Below are 20,211 nucleotides of genomic sequence, written 5' to 3' on the forward strand. Positions count from 1 at the left end.
CCCTTTTTTTGAGACGAAGGACTTTCCTCATGCGACTCCCGTGGCTCTCCACCCTGACCGCCGTGATCGTGGCCGGCACCCTGGCCCTGGCCGCACCCGCCCGGGCCGATGACGGGCGGGCGGTGTCGCCCACCGGCGAACTGCGCTCCTTCTACCGGCACGCACTCAACCGCACCCCGGATGCCAGCGGTCTGAACACCTACCTCGGGCTGGCCGGACAGGACTGCCGGGCCGGGGTGCTGCGATTCAGCTACGACCTGCTGAACAACCCGGAGGCCGCCCGTTTCCTCAACGCGCCGGACCGGCAGACCAACGCCGTGTTCATGGCCCTGCTCAACCGGGCACCCGACCCGAGCGGCTGGGCGACGTACCTGGCCATGGACCGGGCGGAGGGCATCGACCGGTCCACCGTCGACATCATGAAGTCACCCGAGTACCGCAGCCGGCTGAACGCGATCTGCGCCGGCCGGACCTCGCCCAGCCGGGTCGGCGTCTACAACGGCGCCGAGGTGGCCGACATCGTGCAGAACCTGCTCACCGCCGCGTCGATCGGCATGCTCAACTGCGGGGTCACGTCGGTCGTGAACAAGATGAAGAAGAAGGCCAAGGGCGCCGTGGGCCTGCCCGCGATCGCCGCCTACTCCGCCGAGATCAGCTCGATGGCCGCCGGCACCAGCGCGTCCTGCAAGCTCGCGAAACAGCTGGCCCTCGGCGCCGCCTGGGCCGCCTACATCGGCAGTCGCAACCACCCGGTCTACGTGTACGACCTGCAGACCGAGGACAAGCCGGGCACCATCAGCAAGACCGTCCGGTCCACCTACAAGATCGGTTGGACTCCCGCCGACACCCGGACCTTCGCCGGAAGCGTCAAGGTAGCCCCGTTCTGAGCAGCACCCCGCCGCCCGGGCCGGCCGTCCTCGACGGCTCGCCCGGGCGGCGTGCTGTCCGGAGCCGGCCGATCCCGGCTGGCGCTGAGGGTTGCCTCCCGGCTCCCGAGACAACCCTCAGCACCAGCCGGGGTCCTACTCGTTGGGGACTACGGCGCGGAACGCCGTGGGGTCGTCGGTGGGGTAGAGGGCCCAGCGGCGGATCGGGCCGGCTGCTCGGGTGAGGAAGGACGGGACCCGGCGGGGGTTGATCTCCTGATACCAGAGGGCGCCGTTCTCCCGGCCCTCCAGGAAGCCGTGGTACTCCTGCGCCTTGACCGGGGAGTATCCCTCCGTGGGGCGTTCGACCGGCGGGTCGGTGAAGACCGTGACGACGGTGCCGGGCCGCAGTGTCGTCCGGATCGAGGTCAGGTCGGCTCCGGCCGGCGCGAGCCGCCACTTGTGCGCCCGGGCGCCGGTGGTGACCAGCAACGCCAGGTCCGCGGCGGCCGCCGTTGTCCGAATCTGATCCCAGAACGCGTCGTCGGCCGGCGGGAGTCCGTCCGATCCGGGCACCGGCTCGAGGGGCTGGAGCGCAGCCGGGGTGACGTCTGCGAGCGCCACGCCCTGGCCCGCACCGACCGCGCCTGCGCCGGCCGCTACCGGGGCGGGTGCTCGGACGGGGGTGAACGGGAGGACCGGGCGGGGCGTGGCGATTGCCTGGCGGACCTGGTCGCTGATCTGGATCACGCCGATCAGCAGCACGACCAGGCCGGTGATGCGCAGGGCGCACCGGAGGGCGTCGACTCCCAAGGCGTAGACGAGCTCGTCCAGGGTGTCGGGCTGGTCGCCGAGGCCGGCCAGGGTGACGACCGCGGCGGTGCCGATCGCCGCGTTCCAGACGGGGATCGACCAGTGCCGCATCGGGGTGTGCGCGTCGGCCACGTAGCGGCCGAGCATGTCCCTGGTGCGGTGGCGCCAGAGCAGGAAGCCGCCGAGGTACGCGACCAGCAGGAGCAGGTTCAGGGTGGAGAGGCCGTTCTGGTGGTCGCCGACCCAGCGCAGGGGCGGGGAGACGCCGTCGACGCCGCCGTTCTGCAGGGCGTGCCGCAACGCCAGGTCGCCGATGAGGTAGAGCACGCTCAGCGCGGTGGTCGCCCCGACCGCCAGGAGCAGGGCGTACGTGCCCAGCTCCCAGCCGCGCGGCGGTCGTACGACGGGGGTGTTCGTCATGGATCTTCCCGGTGATCGATGAAAGACGATCACCCTAGTTGATCAACGGTCAGATCGTTCCGGTGAGGAGGGCCTCGGCGTACTCGCGCTTGGCGGGCGTGTCCCGGGTGGAGCGCAGGTAGCGGGTCCACGCCGCGTGCTCGTGTGCCACCACCCCGAACTCCCACATGCAGATCACCCCGCGGTGGGTGGTCTGCGGCATCAGGGCGAACGTGTCGTCGCGCCGGAGGTCCCGGACGTAGACCGTCTCCCACATCTCGTTGTCGTCGCGCCACGTGCACACCAGCAGCAGGTGGACGTGCTCGCCGGAGCGGTGGTGGAGGACAAAACCGAGATCGCCCGAGATCGGCAGCCGTCCGGCGGTGATCTCCGCGGTGAGGAAGGCGCGCGCCCCACCTCGTGCACGGCCTGATCCGTACGCCGCAGGTCGTACCACTTGAGGTAGGTGGCCGGCAGGACCAGCGGGGCGCCGGGCGAGAACTGTTTGGTGACGTGGCGATATCCCGGCTGGACGACGTTGCCGGTCGCGGCGAGCTGTTCGTCGGTGACGGTCACGCGCGGCTGAACTCCATCACCCAGTTGGACTCCCACGTCAGCCCGCCGTCGGCGGAGAACTCCTGCTCCCACCGGGCCGATCGGGGCGTGATGCCGGACCAGACGAAGTGCGCCCGGATCGGCTTGCCCTCGTGCGTGTCGTCGCCGTAGAAGTCGCCGCGGCCGTCGGCGAACGTGCCCGTCACCGGCGGGAACAGCACCCCGGACCGGTCGTTCGCCCAGTAGAGCGACCACTCGGCGCGCTCCACGTCGTACAGGCGAAGGGTGAAACCCCGGGTGCCCAGCGTCGGGAAGAGGATCTCGTCGGTGTTGCCGCCGCCGTTGAAGATCGACCGGCAGGTCGTGGTGCCGGGGAACGTCTGCCAGTCGTCGCTGCCGGCGAACAGCGTGGTGAGCCGATGGTTGACCACGGACCAGGAGCCGACGAGGAAATCGAAGTCGTTCATGCCGGTCATCCTGGGGCGCTACCCCTGACATCTTCTGTCAGTGATGCCTGACAGACTCCGTGGATGCGCGCCAGCCGACTGCTCTCCCTGCTGATGCTGCTGCAGAACCGGGGCCGGATGAGCGCGCCGGCGCTCGCCGCCGAGCTGGGCGTGAGCGTGCGGACCGTCTACCGCGACGTCGAGGCGCTGGCCGCGGCGGGCGTGCCGGTCTACGCCGAGCCCGGGCCGACCGGCGGCTACCAGCTGCTGGACGGCTACCGCACCCGGTTGACCGGGCTGACCGCGGACGAGGCCGAGACGCTGTTCCTGACCGGCCTGCCGCAGCCGGCCGCCGAGCTCGGCCTCGGCGCCCAGGTGGCCGCCGCCGAGTTGAAGCTGACCGCGGCGCTGCCCACGCCGTACCGGGTGGCGTCGAGCCGGATCCGGCAGCGGTTCCACCTGGACACGCCCGGCTGGTTCCGTGAGCCGGACGCCGTCCCGCACCTGCTGGCCGTGGCCGAGGCGCTGTGGCAGGACCAGGTCGTCGAGGTCCGGTACCGCCGCTGGTCCCCGGAGCCCGGCGAGGTCACCCGGCGGCTGCACCCGCTCGGCCTGGTGCTCAAGGCCGGCACCTGGTATCTGGTCGCCGCCGGGACCGACCGGCCGGGTGACCGGCCGCGCACCTATCGCGTCTCGTCGATCCGGCGACTGCGGGCGCTGCCCGAGCACTTCGTCCGCCCGGACGGGTTCGACCTGGCCACCACGTGGCAGGAGCACGTCGACCGGTACGAGTCGGCGGACACCGGTGCGGTCGCCGTCGTACGCCTGACTGCTCTGGGGGTTGATGCCCTCCCGGAGGTCCTCGGGCCGAAAGCCGCCCGGACCGCCCTGACCACCCTCGGCCCCGCGGATCCGGACGGCCGGCGGCGCGCCACCATCCCGATGGAGAGCGTGCCGCACACCGCCGCGACGGTGCTCCGGCTCGGCGCGCAGGCTCAGGCGCTCGCGCCGCCGGAGCTCGTCACCTATCTGACCGAGCACGTCCGCGCCCTGGCCCGGCTCTATCCCGGCTGACGCGTCCGCAGCACGCCGGTCAGCATCGGCAGGGTGAACTCGCCGGTCGCGGTCTCCGGCCGGCTCGCCAGGTAGTCGCGGATCCGGCCGAGCGCGGCGGCCCGCTCCGGCTCCGGCATGACCAGCATCCCGGCGCGCGTGCCGAGCGTGGCGACCAGCGAGTCGGCGGTGCGCCGCTGCCCGTGGGCGAACTCGGCCTGCTCCGGCGCGCTGACCAGGTGCGACGTCGCAGCCCGCCAGCTGCGGAGGGTGTCCCGGGGGCCGATCGCCGCGCTGCCGCTGACCCGTTCGAGGCCGGCGACCCAGTCCACCCGGTCGTCCAGGACGTTCCACAGCCCGGCGAGCACACCGCCGGGCGCGAGCACCCGGGCGATCTCCGGGCCGGCCACGGCCATGTCGAACCAGTGCATGGCGTTCCCGGCCAGCACGGCGTCGACCGAGCCGTCCGGCAGCGGGATCGCCTCGGCGCCGCCGGCCACGGAGCGGACGCCGGGCAGCGCGCCGCGCAACTCGGCCAGCATCGCCGGGTCGGGTTCGGCCGCGACCACGTCCAGCCCCAGCGCGCGCAGTGTGCCGGTGAGTTTGCCGGTGCCGGCACCGAGGTCCAGCACACGTGGGCCGGGCGCGTGCTCGAGGGCCCAGCGGGCCGCGGCGGGCGCGTAGTCCGGGCGGTGCTCGGCGTAGGCGACCGCGGCCGTTCCGAAGGAGGATGCGTGCTGATCCATGCCCAGACCCTAAGGTGTGCCGATGATCAACAGACGGGGCAGGCGTTTCCTCACGGCCGGCGTGATGCTCGCGGTGACTGCCGCCGTGCTGCCGGGCCGATCGTACGGGTCAGCGCAGCCGCCGGTCGGCCACACCTGGGGCTGCTTCGTCGTCGCGTCCGGGCCCGCCACCGACCCGCCCTGTCCGGAACCGATCATGCCCAGCCGGGGCCCGGTGTCGCCTCCGCCGCGGCCTACCGGCCTGGCCACCGACGGTGTCCCGGGCTGCGTGACCGGCCCGGCCCGCCCGGTGGTCGGCACCACCCGCCCGAGCCTGTCGGTGTCGTTCGCGCCGGACGGCCCGCAGCCCACCGAGGTCACCGTCGAGCACGAGTCGCTGGACGGCTCGGAGGAGCCGTATCAGAGCTCGGCGCCGGTGGAGCCGGGGAAGCCCGTCGTGCTGGAGGCCGACGAGGAGGGCCTGGCCCCGGGCGTGTCGTACCGGTGGCGGGTCACGGGGACGTCCGCCGACGCGGCCGAACCCGGCTGGTCGCCCTGGTGCGAGTTCACCGTCGTGGCCGGGCTCCTCGACCTGAGTGCGGCCACCGACCTGGACGCGGTCCGCGAACTCGGTGTCGACCCGGCCCGCCGCTACCCGGTCACGCTGCCGGTGCGGCAGTGGCGGCTGCTCCTGGACGCGCTCACACCCCCGGACGAGGGTGTCACGCTGGACGACGAGTTCGACGACGGCGCCGACGTGGTGACCGAGCGGCTCCGCGGGATCGGTGCCGGCGTGCGGGCACAGATCGCCGGACGGTCCACCGGCCAGGTGGCGACGGTCACGCTGACCGGCGACGAGTGGGCGTCGGCGGCGATGGAGCTGGCCATGATGGCCGGCGTCTGGGACGAGACGGCCGAGGAGGACCCCGAGGCCGACGAGGACGGCGCCACGCGCTGGGCGGCGGTCGACCGGCTCTCCGCGGCGCTCGGCGGCCCGGCTCACCCCGGCCTCGGTCACGATCGCTGAGGTCGCCGCGTCGACCTCGTGAGTGGGGCGGTGCTGCGCTTTCGGCCGCCGGGTTGGAAGATGGGTCCGATGCTCTCGTCAATGATGGCCGTACGCCGGCTCATGGATCTGCGGCACCGCGGCCGGGCCGAAGACCTGCCCGCGGTTCTCGCGGCGACCGCGCCGCTGCTCGACGTGGAAACCGCGACCGTGCTGCTCGTCGACTACGCGCAGCTCGCGCTGCATCCACTGCGCGGCACGACGCTGGACACGACGACCGCGCAGGCGGTGGAGGACACCCCGGCCGGGCTGGCCTTCACCACCGCGGAGACGCAGTGGGCCGACGAGGGTGACGGCGGGATGCTGTGGCTGCCGCTGCTGCACGGGGCGGAACGGCTCGGTGTGCTGGAGTTCCGGGTCAAGGCGTATCCGCCGGAGACCACCCGGCACGACCTCGAGGTGATCGCCGCCCTGGTCGCCGAGCTGATCGCGAGCCGGCGCTTCTACGGCGACGCGGTCGAGCAGACCCGCCGGCGGCTGCCGATGCAGCTGGCCGCCGAGATCATCTGGAATCAGCTGCCGCCGCTGACGTTCGCGGTCGACGGCACGATCGTCACCGCCGTGCTCGAACCCTGCTACGACGTGGGCGGCGACGCGTTCGACTACGCGGCCAACGACGACGTGCTGCACGTGGCGATCTTCGACACGGTCGGGCACGGGATCAGTGCCAGCGCGCTGACCACGCTGACGCTGAACTCCTACCGCAACGCCCGCCGGTCCGGGCTGTCGCTGGCCGACACGTGCCGGTCGATCGACAAGTGGATCCGGTCGCAGCACCCGGGCGCGTTCGTGACCGCGCTGCTGGCCGAGCTGGACATCCCGACCGGGATGTACCGGCGGATCAGCGCCGGCCACCCCGCCGAGCTGTTCCTGCGCGACGGGGTGGCCCTGCCGGCGCTGCCCACGCCCAACACGCTGCCGCTCGGCCTCGGCCACATGCTCACCCGGCCGCCCACGGTGATCGAGGTGCAGCTCGAGCCGGGCGACACGCTGGTGCTCTACACCGACGGCATCACCGAGGCCCGGGACGCGGCGGGGGACTTGTTCGGGGTGGACCGGCTCAGCGCGTTCCTGCTGGGGGAGTTGCGCCAGGGCGCGGCCGCCCCGGAGGTGATGCGCCGCCTGATCCAGACGATTGTCTCGTACGAGAACGACGACCTGCGCGACGACGCCACCGCAGCGATGCTCCAGTGGCGCCGGCGCTGACCGGTCACGACGCCAGCAACGCCGCCATCGCCTCGTTCTCCGCGGTCTGCTCGTTGATCACGTGCTTGGCCAGGCTGTGGACGTACGCGTTGCGCCCCGGCCCGTCCAGCAGCGACCGGGACATGGTGATCGCACCCCGGTGGTGTTCGATCATGAGCCGCAGGAACACGTCGGGTGCGGCCTTGGCGTCGGCGTGGTCCAGTTCGGCCAGCTGCGCGGTGGTCAGCATGCCGTGCCCGTCGTCGCCGTTGCTGTCTCCGGGCGGCTGATGCCACGCGTTCAGCCAGTCGTTGGTCTGGTCGATCTCGCGTTGCTGGTCGTGGATGATGAAGTCGGCGATCAGCCGGATCCGCTCCGGCACCTTGCCCTTCGCGATCAGCGTGCGGCTCATCGCGACGGCCTGCTCGTGGTGCTCGACCATCATCTGCGCGTAGTGCACGTCCACCCCGGCGGGTCCCGCCGCGGCGACCGGCTGGGGCGCCGGTGGCCGGGCGGGCTGCCGCAGCAGGACGACGGCCACGGCCGCCAGGACCAGGACCAGCCCGGCGGCGAGGCGACGGGACGTCACTCGGGTACGGGCCGGTCCGGTCACCGGGTCAGCCCTGCGAGCCGTCGTCGCTGGTGTTCCCGTTCGCGCCCTCACGGCCGGCCGGGGTCAGCGGGTTCATCTCGGTGAAGTCCCGCGGGACCAGGTCGAAGCCCTGCCAGTGCATCGGCATCGGGCTCTGGTCCTCGTCGCGGGGCACGTGGTGGAAGCCGACGCGGACCCACATCACCGGGTCGGCCAGCTTCTCCTTGTCCTTGACGAAGTCCACGACCGTCTTGATGTCCAGCGGGCACTCCGGGTCGGCGGCGTTGTCGCTGGCCCACTTCTCGCACAGGTTCTTCTGGCTGAAGGTCACGTCCGGCTTGGTCTCCGGGTGGCCCTCGTACTTGTCACTCGCGCCGAGTGCCAGCTCGTACGACCGCTGATGTCCGTCGGCGTTCTTGCTGGTCGGGCTGACCAGTCGCCAGAAGCGCTGGTTCGCCTTGGTGAACGTGCCCTCGGTGCCGAGCGTCTTGTGCGTCGTGGTCAGCGCCGCGGCCATCGAGCCCCGGCCGGACGTGGTGGTGTCGAACTGCTCGACCTTCTCACCGCCCTTGCCGGCGATGTTGAAGTCCACCCGCCAGAACGCGTTGTGGTAGTGCATCGTCGAGTAGTCCTTGGCCTCCTTCCCCAGCGGCCAGCCGTTGTCGGCGGTGGAGTACTCGCTCGGCGCCAGGTCACCGGTGGCGCCCAGGCGCGCGGAGATCTGGCCGTCGTCGTGCAGGCGGTACTCGGTCACGTACTCGTACCAGCCGAGCTTGCTGATCGTGCGCAGGACCAGGTCGTGACCCTCCTGGGAGTAGACCTTCTCGGTCTGCTCCTCGGTGGTGTCGTCCCACTCGTACTCGTGCAGGCGGTAGGCCAGGCCGCGCGGCTCGGCGCTGACGCAGAGCACGTCACGCACCTGCGGGTCGCCGCCGCCGTCCGAGCCCTGGCGCACCGAGCCGCCCTTGCAGTCGTCCCCGGTGATCGTCTCCAGGCCGTAGCTGCCCAGGCCGATCGCGGTCAGGTCGTTGTACTCGGTGTCGCCGGTGTCATACGGCACGTTGAGCTGGGCGAGCCGGATCGAGTCCAGCACCTGCACCTGCTCCGGGTAGCGCTTGGTGGCGACGAAGACGTGGTCCAGGACCAGCCCGGCCTTGTCGTTGATGCGCCAGCAGAGCTGCCAGGTGGTCCCGTTCGGCAGGGTCTCCTTGACCATCGCCGACGCGCCGCACGGTGTCGCCGCCGGGGCGGCCTGCGCCGCGACGGGCGCGGTCACGCTCAGCGTCGCCGCGGTCAGGAGCGCAGCGGCGCCGGCGATCTTTCGGTACCTCACAGGGGTCCTCACTTCAGGCGGGCGATCTTGCGACCGGACAGGTCGACGATCAGGTCGGTGACGTTGATGAAGTGACCGTCGCCGGTCTTCACGATCAGTTGCACGCAGCGGCTCGTGCCGCATTGGCTCGCGCCCCGGTCGGCGGGCTTGGCCGTGTAGATGTGCGCGGTCGGCACCAGACCGTCAGTTCCGGTCAGCTGCTCGCCGGTGGCCTTCTGATAGGCCGTCTTGAAGTCCGCGCTGAGCGGGTCGGCAATCAGCAGGTCCAGCGCGACCTTGGCCTCCTGCTCCGACGCCGGCGGCTGCATGCCGGTCGCCGCGAACGATCGGGCCAGCTTGCCGGTGGCCAGGTCGACGACCTGTTTGTGCAGCTTGCCGGTCTTGTAGTCGTAGAAGTACAGCTCGGCCTCGCGCCCGGTGCCGTCGGTGTCCAGGTCGGCCGCCAGGTACTCCGGCCCGGCCTTGCCGGTCACGTCGGTGGCGTTCGCGGCCAGTTCCGGCGTGAGCGCGATCGCGCGGGCCTTGTCGACCTCGCTGCCGGTCAGCGGATCACTTCCGGTCCCGGCGGCGGCCTCCGGCACCCGGCTCGGGTCGGACACCCGGGGCTGCTCAGCGGTCTTCGCGGCGCTTGTCGCTCCGGGCGTGCTCGGCGTGCTGGGCGCGGCGTTCGCCTGCCACGAGGCGACCCCGAAGGAGGTCACCGCAGTGACAGTCGCGATGCCGAGCCCCCAGCCCCATTTTCGGTAACGATCCTCCACGTTTGCCATTCCTCCCCATCGCTCAACAGTGCGCCGCAAACCATTACGAGGGGCAAGTAAAATTCACGTGAGGTGATCCCTGGCATTGACGCTGATCCGCTATGTCCTGCCTGGTAGAGGCGATCTTTGAAAACATTGAAATTCATTCTGAGACATTCGTCGAAATAACCGGAAAATGGCAGGCGTCAACGACGGACAACCCCTATTCGGTACGAATACGGAGCGCCCGTCCGCAGGCTACGAGCCACGTCCCGCCCGTGCGGCCGCCGCGAGGTGGCTGCCCACCCCGGACCGCGGCGCGCCTCCGGGTTCCCGGCTGGCTCTCAGGGGTGTCTCCGCGCCGCGGAGACACCCCTGAGGCCCAGCCAAGACCGGGAGACGCGCTGCGGTCCGGGGCGGTCGCGGTGTGGCGTCACCTTCCGGTCAGTTGCGTCGTGCGGCGTCTCCTTCCGGCGGGTCGGGCTGTGCGGCGGCGGGTGGCCACCAGGACCACGCCCGCGAGCAGCAGGGCGAGGGTGGTCAGTAACAGCGGACGGGCCCAGCTCCACGCCGACCGGCCGGCGACCGTGTCGGTGATCCAGGCGTTCAGGTTGTCGACGCGGGCGCTGTAGTCCGGGCCGGTGTGCGGGCAGCCGGGACCGTTGCTGACCACCGCCACCAGCACCGGCGCCGCGCCCCGCGACTCCCGGAAGTACGGGCCGCCGGAGTCGTGCGGGCACGGGCTGGTGTCCGGGCGCGGGGCGTGACCGGACGTCTCCAGCAACGAGTCCCGCACCGCGTCGACGGTGAACTGCCCGGTCTGCATCCGGGTCGTCGGCGCCACGTCACCGCCCTGCGTGGTCAGCCCGAACCCGGCGAGCCGCAGCACGTCACCGACCTCCGGCGGCGCGGTGGCGAGCTGGATCGGGGTGATACCGGTGACCGGTGAGGCCAGCTCGGCAAGTGCCACGTCCGCGTCCTCGGCCTGGTGCACGCCGATCACGTCGATCACGTAGCCGTCCCGGCTGTCCAGGTCGGCGCGCCCGATCGTGGCGGTGGTGCGCTCGGCCACCGTACGGTCCACGTGCTTGTCCCCGTCCCGGAAGCAATGACCGGCAGTGATCACCCAGCGGGGTGCGATCAGCGCGCCGGAGCAGGAGCTGTCCCGGGTGCCGCCGTCGTCCGCGGGCAGCCCGGTCATGGTGAGCTTGACCGCGAACCGGTACCCGCCGTCCGGCGCGTCCGTGCCGTACGCGATCGCCGCCGCCGGTCGGGCGCAGCAGGGCACGGCGAGCACGGCCACCACCAGGACGAGCAGACAGTTCTTCAGAATCCTGAGCACGATGGGACATGCTGCTGATCGCGCCGTCGGGGGAGCGTCAGCGCCGTCTTTACGGTTTCTTTATCCACGCGCTAGTTCTTCCGCGCCACCTCGCGCTGACATTCGTCGAGGTGGTTCCCGGTGGCCGTCACCGAATCGTCGCCGGCCTCGATACCGGTGCCGTTCTCGCCGACGGTCACGTGCTTGACACCCTTGGCGCGCAGGCAGGCGACCACGTCGTGGGCGAAGTCCTTGGCCGCCGGATTCGCCGGGTCCAACTCCCAGGCCGGCAGCGGCCAGAACGGCAGGCAGGCGTCCTGTGCCGCATCGAGTTCCGGCGGAACGTCGTCGCCGGCCATGAACGAGCCCTGGGAGCCCACCCCGTGCTCGCCCATGCACTTGTCGAACGCCTTGTTCAGGGCGGCCAGGTCGGCCGCGGTTTCGTCGAGCCGGTGCCGGGGCCGCTCGACCCTGGCCTTGCCCGCGGCCGGACCGGACGCCGACGGCGACACGGTGACCAGCGAGGCGATGGTCGGCGCCGCGGCCGGCGGTGGCTCGGCGGCCGAGCAGGCTCCGAGCCCGCCGACGATGAACGCCGCGGACAGGCTCCAGCGAAAAACCGATTTCACCACGTGACTCCTCCGCCCGGTGTGCTGTGCCGGACCAGCCTCGGCGACGAGTGTCAGGAACTTGTGAGGCCCGGAAATACCGGCGCCGGTGGAAGGGTTGCCGTGCTCGTGAGCGACGCGACGATCGTGGTGGTGGGTGCCGGTCAGTCCGGACTCTCCGCGGGATATCACCTGAAACGACGCGGGTTCGTCAGCGCGCTCACCGACCCGGCCGCCGGCCGTACCTTTGTGATCCTCGACGCGGCGCCCGCACCCGGCGGCGCCTGGCGGAACCGGTGGGAGTCGCTGCGGATGGCGACGGTCAACGGGATCTTCGACCTGCCGGGCTTCCCCAAGCCGCCGCTCGATCCGGCCGAGCCCAGCCGGACCGCGGTGCCCCGCTACTTCGCCGCGTTCGAGCAGGCGACCGACCTGCCGATCGTGCGTCCGATTCAGGTCACCGCGGTGCGCCCGGCCGACGGCGGCGGGCTGATCGTGGAGACCGACCGGGGCTCCTGGGCGACCGCGGCGATCATCAACGCCACCGGCACCTGGGACAACCCGGTCCGCCCGCACTATCCGGGGCAGGAGACGTTCGCCGGGCTGCAGCTGCACACCCGCGACTACGTGTCGGCGCAGCAGCTGGCCGGGCGGCGGGTCGCCGTGGTGGGCGGCGGGATCTCCGGGCTGCAGCTGCTCGAGGAGATCTCCCGGGTCGCGAAGACGTTCTGGTACACCCGGCGTGAGCCGGTCTTCCGGGCCGGTGAGTTCGACCCGGAGGTCGGCCGCGAGGTGATCGCCAAGGTCACCGCCGACGTCGAGGCGGGCCGGCCCACCGGCAGCGTGGTGTCCTACACCGATCTGGCCTGGACGCCGTACGCCCTGGCCGCCAAGGCGCGCGGTGCTCTGGAGCGCCGGCCGATGTTCACCGCGATCGAGCCCTACGGCGTGCGGGAGGCGGACGGCTCGTTCACCTCGGTCGACACCATCCTCTGGGCCACCGGGTTCAAGGCCGCGCTCACCCACCTCGACCCGCTGGGCCTGCGCACCCCGGGCGGCGGGATCCGGATGATCGGCACCCAGGTCGCGGCCGACCCGCGGGTGCACCTGATCGGTTTCGGCCCGTCGCAGTCCACCGTCGGCGCCAACCGGGCCGGCCGGGACGCGGTCGCCACCCTGGTCAGGTACCTGTCCCGCGGCGGCCTCGGCGCCGCCGCGGGATCACGCGGTCAGTTGCCGGCGCGGGCCGGCGAGTTGCCGGTGTAGACGGTGAGGCCGAGCGCCCCGGTGTCCAGCTTGCCGTCCGGGCTGACCGTGAAGCGCCAGCGGTCGTACCGGGTCTGACCGAGCACGATCACCACCCACGCGGCGTCGGCGCGGTTCACCAACGACTGCGCGCGCTCCAGCTCCCGGTTACCCGGCGTGGTGCCGAGGATCAGCACGCCGAGCTTGCGGTCGGTGTCCGAGCCCCCGCCGCGCAGCGTGTACGCGGTGTCCGCGCCCTCACCCTCGGCCAGCGAGATCGCGTCCCGGATGGTGACCCGCTCGCCGCCGGTCAGGTGCGGCCGGATGTCACCGGCGACCACCTGCACACCACCGGCCCACGGGCTGCTGCTCAGTTCCTCGGTCCACGACGCGACGAGCTCACGGGCCGCCGCCTTGTCACCCTGGATGCTGACCAGGCCGGTCGCCTGACCGAGGTCGATCAGCTCCCGTACCCCGCCGGCGGTGCCGAGCGTGACCAGCCGCGGGCACGGGCTGGCGATGTCGTTGCTGGCCGGCAGCGCCTGCAGGTCACGCAGCGAGGCCTGCCAGACCCGGCCGTTCTCCAGGGCCTCCCACGGCTCGCTCGGCTCCTCGTCCGGGGCGGCCAGCCGCAGCGCGATGCGGCTCTCGTCGAGGGACACGCCGTACACCGACGGGGTCGGACGCCCGGCCGCCTCGGCGCCGGTGACCAGCACCTGCAGCGCGCGGTCGATGGTCCAGGCGGCAGCGGTGTCGAAGGTGCGGGCCGGCGCGGCGGCCGCGGGCTCGGCCGGCTTGCCCGGCTTCGGCGCCTTCGGTGCGCCGCCGGTCGTGGTGGGACGACGGCGCAGGAACCACCAGGCGCCGCCGGCCAGCGCGGCGAGCAGCAGCACACCCACGATGATCCACACGAGAGCGCCGGAGGAGGAGTCCTTGGCCGGCGCGGCGGCGGCGGGTGCCGTGGTCTCGGCCGGGGTGGACGCGGCGTCCGACGGCGCCACCGGGGTGGTCGCCGGCAGTTCACCGGTCTGCACACCCTCGCCCTTGGCGTCCGGCGGCAGGATCAGGTACCAGCCCGGCGTGATCACCGCCGCGTCGGTCAGCGCGCCGCCGTCGGGCTGCTTGCGTCCCTTGTTGAGGTCGAAGATCTCCTGCCAGCGCTCGCCGTTGCCGAGCACCCGCTTGGCGATCGCGTAGAGGAACTCCGGCTGGCCCTCGTACTCCGGGAGGACCTGGTACCACTTGGTCTCGGCGCGCAGCTCAAGAGCGGCGGGCCGGGCGGCGAGCGGAGCCGCGACAGCCGGGGCAGCGGTCATACCCACCGCCGTGGAGAGCATCAGTCCCAGCAGGACAAGTCCGCCGCGACGGAATGTTCGACGGTGCATATGGCATCTTCCTCGCGCAGAGTCGATCGTGACGCCGACACCTTACATTCACCGTGTGCGATAACGTTTGGCGACTTTCCGCGCTCCTCGGCACCCCCTGCGGCCACCGTCACGACGGCGTCACGAGGCGTGCGGATCACCGTTCCTGGAGGCCTTGTGCAGCTCTTATTAACCATTGTCGACCCCGTGACGGGGGATGCCGCAGACGTGGCGCTGGTCACAGACGGTGATGCCACCGCGGAAGCGCTCGCGCACTCTGCGCAACACCTGCTGCGCGACGCGAGCCAGCGTACGAGCGCACCGGTCCTCTATGCCGACGGCAAGCCACTCGACCCGGCACTGTCCCTGACGGACTCCCCGGTCCGTGACGGCGTGGTGCTCGGCCTGGACGCGGCACCCGGCTGGCCGGCGCCGGAACAGCCCGGTCTGCTCGAGGTGCGGGTCGTCGGTGGCCCCGCGTCCGGCAGCTTCGTACGGCTCAGCGCGGGCAGCGGCGACCTCGGCGGCGACCGGGACGCCTGGGTGGTGATCGGCGACGCGGCGCTGCCGGCCGTGGCCGCCTCGATCAACGTGGACGTGCGGGCCCGCTGCACGATCGAACCGGCCGCGGGAGTGGCGCTGACCCTGGACGGCGAGGCGGTCTCCGACGCCGTCGAGTGGCGTCCCGGCCAGCTGGTCCGGGTCGGCGGCTCGCTGCTCGACCTGGCCGGCTACACCCGGCCGGACGCGTCCCTGGTGCCCTCCGCGGACGGCACCGGCCTGGACTACAACCGTCCGCCGCGGATCCGCCCGCAGCGCCACCAGACCAAGTTCCGGCTGCCGATGCCGCCCAAGGAGCCGCAGCGCAGCCCGGTGCCGTGGCTGATGGCGATCGTCCCGGTGGTCGGCGCGGTGGCCGCGATGCTGGTCACCGGCAACAAGACGCTGCTGCTGCTCGCGCTGCTCAGCCCGATCTCGCTGTTCGGCAACTGGCTGATGCAGCGCAAGCAGGGCAAGCAGTCGTACGGCCAGCAGCGCAAGGAGTACCTGGAGCGCAAGGCCCGGATCGAGCAGGACGCCCGGGAGGCGCTGGACCTGGAGAAGGTCGAACGGCGCGGGCTGTGTCCCGACCCGGCGCTGATCGCGGTGATCGCCACCGGCCCGCGCCGCCGGTTGTGGGAACGCCGCCGCCGCGACACCGACCACCTGCTGATCCGGGTGGGCAGCGGCGAACTGCCCGCCGAGGTGGCCCTGGACGACCCGGAGCAGGACGAGCACCGGCGCACCGTGCACTGGTCCATCCCGGACGTGCCGGTGACGCTGTCGCTGCGCGAGCACGGCGTGATCGGGTTCGCCGGCCCCGGCGACAGTGCCCGGGCGCTCGGGCGCTGGGCGGTGCTGCAGACCGCGGTGCTGCAGAGCCCGGCCGACGTACAGGTGACCCTGCTGACCGACCCGGCCGGCCGGGCGTCGTGGGACTGGGTGCGGTGGCTGCCGCACGCGCGCTCCGGCAACCCGAGCGCCCCGCCGGTGCTGATCGGCCACGACGCCGACTCGGTCGGCCGCCGGGTCGCCGGCCTGCTCGAACTGGTCGAGCAGCGCGCCGCGGTCCGCAAGGAGACCGGCTCGGCCGGGTTCCGCGAGCCGGACATGCTCGTCGTGCTGGACGGCTCGCGCCGGCTGCGGTCGCTGCCCGGCGTGGTGCAGCTGCTGCGCGAGGGCCCGGCCATGGGCGTGTTCGCGATCTGCCTGGACACCGACGAGCGGCTGCTGCCTGCCGAGTGCCAGGCCGTCGCGGTGGTCGAGGGGTCCCGGCTGCGGATCTCGCGGACCGGTTCGGATCAGCTGACCGACGTCGAGCCGGACTTCCCGGCCGCCGACTGGTGCTCCCGGGTGGCCCGCTCGCTGGCCCCGATCCGCGACGTCAGCGACAACGAGGACGACGCGGCGCTGCCCTCGTCCAGCCGGCTGCTCGACGTGCTGGCCCTGGACCCGCCGCGGCCCGAGGACATCCTGGCCCGCTGGGCGATCCGGGGCGCCAGCACGTCGGCGGTGGTCGGTGAGTCGTTCGACGGGCAGTTCGAGATCGACCTGCGCCGCGACGGCCCGCACGGCCTGATCGCCGGCACCACCGGCTCCGGCAAGTCCGAGCTGCTGCAGACCATCGTGGCGGCGCTCGCGGTGGCCAACCGGCCGGACGCGATGACGTTCGTGCTGGTCGACTACAAGGGCGGCAGCGCGTTCGGCGACTGTGTCCGGCTGCCGCACACCGTCGGCATGGTCACCGACCTGGACGAGCACCTGGTGCGCCGGGCCCTGGAGTCGCTCTCGGCCGAGCTGCGCCGCCGTGAGCACGTGCTGGCCGCGGCCGGCGCCAAGGACATCGAGGACTACACCCGGGTGGCCGCCCGGCAGCCGGGCGCCGACCCGCTGCCCCGGCTGATGATCGTCATCGACGAGTTCGCGTCGATGGCCCGGGAGCTGCCGGACTTCGTCACCGGCCTGGTCAACATCGCGCAGCGGGGCCGGTCGCTCGGCATCCACATGCTGCTCGCCACCCAGCGGCCCAGCGGCGTGGTGTCACCGGAGATCCGGGCGAACACCAACCTGCGGATCGCGTTGCGGGTCACCGACGCGTCGGAGAGCCAGGACGTGCTGAACGCCCCGGACGCGGCCCGGATCGCGAAGAGCACGCCGGGCCGGGCGTACGTGCGGCTCGGGCACGCCTCGCTGGTGCCGTTCCAGGCCGGCCGGGTCGGCGGGCGCCGTCCGGGCACCGCCGGGCCGGCCGAGGTGGCCGCGCCCGACCTGCGGGTGCTCGACTGGGCGGACCTGGTCCGGCCGATCGAGACCACCAAGGCGTCGCAGCAGGTCCGCCAGGAGGAGGTCACCGACCTGCAGGTGCTGGTCGAGGCGCTGCGGGTGGCGTCCGAGCAGGCCGGCGTGCCGGTGCAGCACAGCCCGTGGCTGCCCGCGCTGCCGCCGTCGGTGCTGCTCGGCGACCTGGACGCGACCGACGGTGTCGCGTACGGCGTGGAGGACCTGCCGGCCCAGCAGCTGCAGCGCACCGCGGCACTGCGGCTCGACCAGTTCGGTCACCTGATCGCCGCGGGCGCGCCGCGGACCGGGCGTTCGCAGCTGCTGCGCACCCTGGCCGGTTCGCTGGCCCGCAAGTACTCCAGCGCCGACGTGCACCTCTACGGCCTGGACTGCGGCAACGGCGCGCTGCTGCCGCTCAACGGCCTGCCGCACTGCGGCGCGGTGGTCACCCGGACCGAGGTGGAGCGGGCGCTGCGCCTGATCGACCGGATCGGTGAGGAGATCCGCCGCCGGCAGGGTGTGCTGGCGGCCGGCGGTTTCGCCGACGTCACCGAGCAGCGCAAGGCGGCCACCGAGGCCGAGCGGCTGTCGCACGTCTTCCTGCTGCTGGACCGCTGGGAGGGCTTCCTGTCCACCCTCGGCGAGCTGGACAGCGGCACGCTGACCGACAAGATCTTCACGTTCCTGCGCGAGGGCGCCAGCGTCGGCGTGCACGTGGTGATCACCGGCGACCGGTCGGTGCTCAGCGGCCGGATCTCCACCCTGACCGAGGACAAGATCACGTTCCGGCTGGCGGACAAGACCGACGTGGCGATGCTCGGCCTGCACCCGCGCAACCTGCCGGACGAGATCGCTCCGGGCCGGGCGTTCCGCGCCGAGACCGGCATCGAGGTGCAGGTGGCGCTGCTGACCGCGGATCCCAGCGGTGCGGCGCAGGCGGCCGCGCTGTCCGCGATCGGCCGGGAGACCACCGAACGCGACGCCGCGGTGCCCGGCGCGTTGCGGCCGTTCCGGCTCGGCGAGGTGCCGACCCAGATCGGGTACGCCCAGGCAGCCGCCCTGCCGCAGGCCTCGACCGGCGACGGCTGGCTGATGGCCGGCGTCGGCGGCGAGAACCAGCTGCTGCAGTACGGCCCGGACCTGGCCACCGGAGTGCCGGCGTTCGGCATCGGCGGCCCGTCCAAGTCGGGTCGCAGCACCATGCTGCTGAGCATGGCCCGGTCCGCACTGGACCGCGGCCAGCAGGTCATCGTGCTGGCCCCGCGTACCTCGCCGGTCCGCGACCTGGCCGGCAAGCCCGGCGTGATCACCGTGCACACCGGCACGGACGTGACACCGGACGAGCTGACCGCGGCACTGGCCCAGGTGACCGGCCGGGCGTTGATCGTGGTCGACGACGCGGCCGCGCTGCGCGACATGGCGGCCTCCGGCGAGCTGCGCGACGTGATCCGCAACGGTGAGGCCAAGCGCCTCGCGGTGATCTACGCGGGTGACCCGGAGGACCTGGGTGTCGGGTTCAGCGGCTGGCTGGTCGACGCGCGGCGCAGCCGGCGGGGCGCGCTGCTGTCCCCGCAGAACCGCACCGACGGCGACCTGATCGGCCTGCGACTGCAGCGCACCCAGATCGGCCAGCCGGTGAAGGCCGGCCGGGCGATGCTGCACCTCGGTGACGGCGAGCCGCTCACCGTGCAGGTGCCGGAGTAATACCGAAGGGGGCGGGCGCCGAAGCGCCCGCCCCCTTGTCACCAGACGATCAGCCGCGCAGGGCCTTGGCCAGCTCGTCGTCGGCCTGCTGGAACGTGTCCGCGGCGGTGGTCAGGTACTTGCCCATGCCCTCGAGGCCCTCGAGCATCTTGCTGGCACCGTCGTTGAACTCGGTGTACGACTGGTCGAACTGCTTGCTCGACGAGTCGGTCACGTAGCCGCCGTTCACCAGGCCGTTGACCATGTTCTTCAGCTCGCTGAGCTTGGAGATGATCTCTTCTTTGCCGTTGGTGAGCTTGGTCGCGGCGTCGCGCATCTCCTGGTACGTCACATTGACGTTAGCCATGTCAGTCTCCTTCTCAGGCTGGGTGAATCTCAGGCTTCGGTGAATTGAAAAGTGCCGGTGACCGCGTCGAAGACGTCGAAGAACTCGGTCTCCAGCGCCAGCACCGGGGAACTGCCGGTGATCAGGGCCACCCGCGAGGGGTCGGGCCCGGGAAACGGCACGAAGGTCTGCATGATCAGCGACCGGACCCAGCCGGCGCCGTCGGGCAGCGTGATGTCGTCCACGCCGCGGGTGCGGGGCACCCGGCCGGCGCCGGTGAGCTCGACCGACTCGACCTCGCGCCAGATCGAGTCGGTGCCCCGGCGCGGCTGGGCGGTCAGGTGCGGGGTGATCGCATCGGCGGCGGCCTGCCCGTCCGGGGCGTCCACGATGGTCACCGTCACGGTGGCCGACATGATCGCGTCGCCGACCGGGGTGACCAGGGTGCCGCAGAACCGGGCGCCGCTGTCGTACGCCCGGCGGGCCGTCTCGCGCAGCACCTTGGCCAGCGCGGACCGGTGCTCGTATAGGGCGGGGACGTCCTTGAGGCGCGCCTCGACCAGTTTGCCGACCGCGGCGTTGCGGGCGTCCGGGTGCAGCTCGAGCTCGAACCACGAGTCCGGGACGGTGATCGAGAAACCGGTCACGGTCATGCTCAGCCCTTCGTGCTCTCGCGCAGCTGCGCGGCCAGGTCGTCGTCGGCCTTGTGCAGGTTCTCGACGGCCTGTTTCGCCATCTTGATCAGCGCGTCACAGTTCTTGTCGACCTGTCCGCGTCCGTCGCGCCAATGTGACTCAAAGTTACCAATAGCGCCGTCGATCTCACGGCCGCCGAGGTCGCCGGAGTACTCGTTCATCCAGGACCGGGCCGAATCCATACCGGCTCTAATGTCTTCCAACTGGACAGCGAAGTCCGACAGGCCGTCCAGATTGACCGTTAAGCGGTCGCCAGCCATGGGTCTCCGTCCCTGTCGATCTGTTGCGCCCCGGGCAGAGTACGCGGCCCGGTCCAGATCATCCACTCCCATGATCGGAACACTGCGTGACGAGGCACG

At 72.0% G+C, this 20,211-nt stretch carries 19 protein-coding genes; 6 read left to right on the forward strand and 13 right to left on the reverse strand.

Annotated features, from left to right (window positions below):
• The first annotated feature begins 29 nt into the window (after positions 1-29).
• Positions 30-887: a hypothetical protein gene (locus tag ADL15_RS27120; RefSeq protein WP_067697075.1), complete on the forward strand. Its 858-nt coding sequence runs from the start codon at positions 30-32 to the stop codon at positions 885-887.
• A gap of 135 nt (positions 888-1,022) precedes the next feature.
• Here the strand turns inward: ADL15_RS27120 and ADL15_RS27125 are convergent, their stop codons facing one another.
• From ADL15_RS27125 to ADL15_RS27135, 3 genes are all read right to left on the reverse strand, one after another.
• On the reverse strand, positions 1,023-2,099 hold the full coding sequence (locus ADL15_RS27125; protein WP_067697076.1) for a hypothetical protein: 1,077 nt from the start codon (positions 2,097-2,099) through the stop codon (positions 1,023-1,025).
• A 49-nt stretch (positions 2,100-2,148) separates the two neighbouring features.
• The gene (locus tag ADL15_RS27130) at positions 2,149-2,535 is read right to left on the reverse strand and encodes a hypothetical protein (protein ID WP_083971791.1); all 387 of its coding nucleotides are present in this window, start codon (positions 2,533-2,535) and stop codon (positions 2,149-2,151) included.
• A gap of 115 nt (positions 2,536-2,650) precedes the next feature.
• On the reverse strand, positions 2,651-3,100 hold the full coding sequence (locus tag ADL15_RS27135; protein ID WP_067697161.1) for a hypothetical protein: 450 nt from the start codon (positions 3,098-3,100) through the stop codon (positions 2,651-2,653).
• 63 nt (positions 3,101-3,163) lie between these two features.
• On the opposite strand from ADL15_RS27135, the gene ADL15_RS27140 reads away from it, so the two are divergent.
• Positions 3,164-4,153 (forward strand): helix-turn-helix transcriptional regulator, encoded by a 990-nt coding sequence (locus ADL15_RS27140; protein WP_067697078.1) that lies wholly within the window; start codon positions 3,164-3,166, stop codon positions 4,151-4,153.
• Here the strand turns inward: ADL15_RS27140 and ADL15_RS27145 are convergent.
• Positions 4,141-4,878, reverse strand: a complete 738-nt coding sequence (locus tag ADL15_RS27145; RefSeq protein WP_067697080.1) for a class I SAM-dependent methyltransferase — start codon at positions 4,876-4,878, stop codon at positions 4,141-4,143. The genes ADL15_RS27140 and ADL15_RS27145 overlap by 13 nt on opposite strands.
• A gap of 22 nt (positions 4,879-4,900) precedes the next feature.
• Between ADL15_RS27145 and ADL15_RS27150 the strand changes: the two genes are divergently transcribed.
• The gene (locus tag ADL15_RS27150; protein ID WP_157441629.1) at positions 4,901-5,884 is read left to right on the forward strand and encodes a hypothetical protein; all 984 of its coding nucleotides are present in this window, start codon (positions 4,901-4,903) and stop codon (positions 5,882-5,884) included.
• 69 nt (positions 5,885-5,953) lie between these two features.
• Positions 5,954-7,129, forward strand: coding sequence for a PP2C family protein-serine/threonine phosphatase (locus ADL15_RS27155; RefSeq protein WP_067697084.1), 1,176 nt, complete (start codon positions 5,954-5,956; stop codon positions 7,127-7,129).
• Positions 7,130-7,133: 4 nt separating this feature from the next.
• Here the strand turns inward: ADL15_RS27155 and ADL15_RS27160 are convergent, their stop codons facing one another.
• The 5 genes from ADL15_RS27160 to ADL15_RS55655 all read right to left on the reverse strand — a co-directional run bounded on the left by ADL15_RS27160 (position 7,134) and on the right by ADL15_RS55655 (position 11,720).
• Positions 7,134-7,697, reverse strand: a complete 564-nt coding sequence (locus ADL15_RS27160; RefSeq protein WP_067697086.1) for a DUF305 domain-containing protein — start codon at positions 7,695-7,697, stop codon at positions 7,134-7,136.
• 28 nt (positions 7,698-7,725) lie between these two features.
• On the reverse strand, positions 7,726-9,033 hold the full coding sequence (locus ADL15_RS27165; protein WP_232344346.1) for a copper amine oxidase: 1,308 nt from the start codon (positions 9,031-9,033) through the stop codon (positions 7,726-7,728).
• An 8-nt stretch (positions 9,034-9,041) separates the two neighbouring features.
• Entirely contained in the window at positions 9,042-9,734 is a 693-nt protein-coding gene (locus ADL15_RS27170; RefSeq protein ID WP_232344348.1) for a hypothetical protein, read from the reverse strand.
• 469 nt (positions 9,735-10,203) lie between these two features.
• Complete coding sequence (locus ADL15_RS27175; RefSeq protein ID WP_232344350.1) at positions 10,204-11,112, reverse strand: S1 family peptidase; 909 nt, start codon at positions 11,110-11,112, stop codon at positions 10,204-10,206.
• Positions 11,113-11,183: 71 nt separating this feature from the next.
• Complete coding sequence (locus tag ADL15_RS55655) at positions 11,184-11,720, reverse strand: hypothetical protein (RefSeq protein ID WP_157441630.1); 537 nt, start codon at positions 11,718-11,720, stop codon at positions 11,184-11,186.
• A 108-nt stretch (positions 11,721-11,828) separates the two neighbouring features.
• Between ADL15_RS55655 and ADL15_RS55660 the strand changes: the two genes are divergently transcribed.
• On the forward strand, positions 11,829-12,965 hold the full coding sequence (locus tag ADL15_RS55660; RefSeq protein ID WP_157441631.1) for an NAD(P)-binding domain-containing protein: 1,137 nt from the start codon (positions 11,829-11,831) through the stop codon (positions 12,963-12,965).
• Here ADL15_RS55660 and ADL15_RS27190 read toward each other — a convergent pair.
• Positions 12,929-14,329 (reverse strand): LysM peptidoglycan-binding domain-containing protein, encoded by a 1,401-nt coding sequence (locus tag ADL15_RS27190; RefSeq protein WP_067697092.1) that lies wholly within the window; start codon positions 14,327-14,329, stop codon positions 12,929-12,931. The two genes, ADL15_RS55660 and ADL15_RS27190, sit on opposite strands and share 37 nt — an antisense overlap.
• A gap of 207 nt (positions 14,330-14,536) precedes the next feature.
• Between ADL15_RS27190 and ADL15_RS27195 the strand changes: the two genes are divergently transcribed.
• Positions 14,537-18,832 carry an FtsK/SpoIIIE domain-containing protein gene (locus ADL15_RS27195; RefSeq protein ID WP_232344352.1) on the forward strand — a complete coding sequence of 1,432 codons (4,296 nt, stop codon included), beginning with the start codon at positions 14,537-14,539 and terminating at the stop codon, positions 18,830-18,832.
• 49 nt (positions 18,833-18,881) lie between these two features.
• Here the strand turns inward: ADL15_RS27195 and ADL15_RS27200 are convergent, their stop codons facing one another.
• The 3 genes from ADL15_RS27200 to ADL15_RS27210 are packed head-to-tail and all read right to left on the reverse strand — an operon-like array spanning position 18,882 to position 20,112.
• The gene (locus ADL15_RS27200) at positions 18,882-19,178 is read right to left on the reverse strand and encodes a WXG100 family type VII secretion target (protein ID WP_067697096.1); all 297 of its coding nucleotides are present in this window, start codon (positions 19,176-19,178) and stop codon (positions 18,882-18,884) included.
• 29 nt (positions 19,179-19,207) lie between these two features.
• Positions 19,208-19,810, reverse strand: a complete 603-nt coding sequence (locus tag ADL15_RS27205; RefSeq protein ID WP_067697099.1) for a hypothetical protein — start codon at positions 19,808-19,810, stop codon at positions 19,208-19,210.
• Between the two features lie 2 nt (positions 19,811-19,812).
• Positions 19,813-20,112: a hypothetical protein gene (locus ADL15_RS27210; protein WP_067697101.1), complete on the reverse strand. Its 300-nt coding sequence runs from the start codon at positions 20,110-20,112 to the stop codon at positions 19,813-19,815.
• Positions 20,113-20,211 lie beyond the last annotated feature (99 nt).

It is taken from the genome of Actinoplanes awajinensis subsp. mycoplanecinus, from assembly GCF_001509495.1.
In the GTDB taxonomy this organism is placed as follows: Bacteria; Actinomycetota; Actinomycetes; order Mycobacteriales; family Micromonosporaceae; genus Actinoplanes; species Actinoplanes palleronii.

Excerpts from the sequence above, each read along its gene's own strand:
- ADL15_RS27190 (WP_067697092.1), bottom strand. The coding sequence starts at position 14,329 with ATGCACCGTCGAACATTCCGTCGCGGCGGACTTGTCCTGCTGGGACTG.
- ADL15_RS27140 (WP_067697078.1), top strand. The coding sequence starts at position 3,164 with ATGCGCGCCAGCCGACTGCTCTCCCTGCTGATGCTGCTGCAGAACCGG.
- ADL15_RS27120 (WP_067697075.1), top strand. The coding sequence starts at position 30 with ATGCGACTCCCGTGGCTCTCCACCCTGACCGCCGTGATCGTGGCCGGC.
- ADL15_RS27205 (WP_067697099.1), bottom strand. The coding sequence starts at position 19,810 with ATGACCGTGACCGGTTTCTCGATCACCGTCCCGGACTCGTGGTTCGAG.
- ADL15_RS27150 (WP_157441629.1), top strand. The coding sequence starts at position 4,901 with ATGATCAACAGACGGGGCAGGCGTTTCCTCACGGCCGGCGTGATGCTC.
- ADL15_RS27125 (WP_067697076.1), bottom strand. The coding sequence starts at position 2,099 with ATGACGAACACCCCCGTCGTACGACCGCCGCGCGGCTGGGAGCTGGGC.
- ADL15_RS27135 (WP_067697161.1), bottom strand. The coding sequence starts at position 3,100 with ATGAACGACTTCGATTTCCTCGTCGGCTCCTGGTCCGTGGTCAACCAT.
- ADL15_RS27200 (WP_067697096.1), bottom strand. The coding sequence starts at position 19,178 with ATGGCTAACGTCAATGTGACGTACCAGGAGATGCGCGACGCCGCGACC.
- ADL15_RS27155 (WP_067697084.1), top strand. The coding sequence starts at position 5,954 with ATGCTCTCGTCAATGATGGCCGTACGCCGGCTCATGGATCTGCGGCAC.
- ADL15_RS27210 (WP_067697101.1), bottom strand. The coding sequence starts at position 20,112 with ATGGCTGGCGACCGCTTAACGGTCAATCTGGACGGCCTGTCGGACTTC.
- ADL15_RS27145 (WP_067697080.1), bottom strand. The coding sequence starts at position 4,878 with ATGGATCAGCACGCATCCTCCTTCGGAACGGCCGCGGTCGCCTACGCC.